General features: G+C 68.0%; 2 protein-coding genes. Both read right to left on the bottom strand.

What is annotated here, in order from left to right; translation table 11 throughout:
* The coding region (gene truD, locus ACESMD_RS03995; protein WP_372610542.1) for a tRNA pseudouridine(13) synthase TruD at window positions 1-577 on the bottom strand (577 nt) is incomplete at its 3' end.
* Complete coding sequence (gene ispF, locus ACESMD_RS03990) at window positions 574-1059, bottom strand: 2-C-methyl-D-erythritol 2,4-cyclodiphosphate synthase (RefSeq protein WP_372610544.1); 486 nt, start codon at window positions 1057-1059, stop codon at window positions 574-576. The genes truD and ispF, both read right to left, overlap by 4 nt.
* Window positions 1060-1086: the final 27 nt, after the last annotated feature.

Here is a 1086-nt window from a genome sequence, read left to right as displayed (position 1 = left end):
GCCATAGATTGCGACCGTCCGGGCCGAAGCGCTGGGGACCGAAATAGTTGGCCACCCCATGCTGACACAACCAGTCCCAGCGTGCCTCGAGATCCGTGTCATCGACCGCTGCCCCGGTGAGCCTCACCCGGAAGCGATTGCCCCGATGCACCCCGCGCTTGAGCTTGCGCGAGTGACGGTCCTGGTCGAGCACCCGGATACCCCCTTCGCCGAGGGCATCGATCAAGTCGTCCGGCGCCTCGCGGCCGGGCAACTGAACCGAGAGCCACTGGCGGGTCACGGCGACGCGATCCTTCATGCCGGAGAAGCCGACCTCTCGGGGCGAGACCGCGCAATGCCCTGCCAGCCTCCGAGCCACCATAGCCGTGGTCTGGTCGCGCTTCTCGATGAACAGCCAGAGATGCTCGCCCTCCCCGTTCGGCGTGAAACCCAGGACCTCCTCGACGAGAAAATCTTCGGGACTCGCCCGATAGCCCCCCGGCGGCGGCGGACCGAAATCGGCCTCCAGCACCCGCGGCCAGGCCGGCGGCCAGTCGATGGCATCAAGGGCGGTCGGCGTCCTGGCGGTCTCGGTCATTCGCCAGCCTCCAGAGGCACCAGCAGGACCACCGCCTGCGCGGCGATACCCTCGCCCCGACCGGTGAACCCCAGCCGCTCGGTGGTGGTGGCCTTGACGTTGACGTCGGCGGCCGCGACAACCAGATCCGCGGCGATGTTGGCGACCATGGCGGGCAGGTGCGGCGCCATCCTGGGCGCCTGGGCGATCAGGGTGGCATCCAGGTTGCCCACCCGGTAGCCGGCCGCTGCCACCAGGCCCATGACATGACGCAGCAGAGCGCGACTGTCGGCATCAGCCCAGGCCGGGTCGGTATCGGGAAAGTGGTAGCCGATGTCGCCCAGGGCACAGGCGCCCAGCAGGGCATCGCTGATGGCATGCAGCAGCACATCGCCATCGGAGTGGGCGACGAAGCCACGCTCGAAGGGAAGGGCGACACCGCCGATCATCAGGTGGTCGCCCTCGCCGAAGCGATGGACATCGAAACCCTGGCCGATTCGCATCATTCGTCGTTCACCCTGTCGTGATTG

Origin of the sequence: Halomonas sp. (assembly GCF_041689495.1) — a bacterium.
Classification (GTDB): domain Bacteria; phylum Pseudomonadota; class Gammaproteobacteria; order Pseudomonadales; family Halomonadaceae; genus Halomonas.
Note: the sequence above shows the minus strand (reverse complement) of the source record. Positions and strands in the feature narration are given on the sequence as shown.

Excerpts from the sequence above, each read along its gene's own strand:
- ispF (WP_372610544.1), bottom strand. The coding sequence starts at position 1,059 with ATGCGAATCGGCCAGGGTTTCGATGTCCATCGCTTCGGCGAGGGCGAC.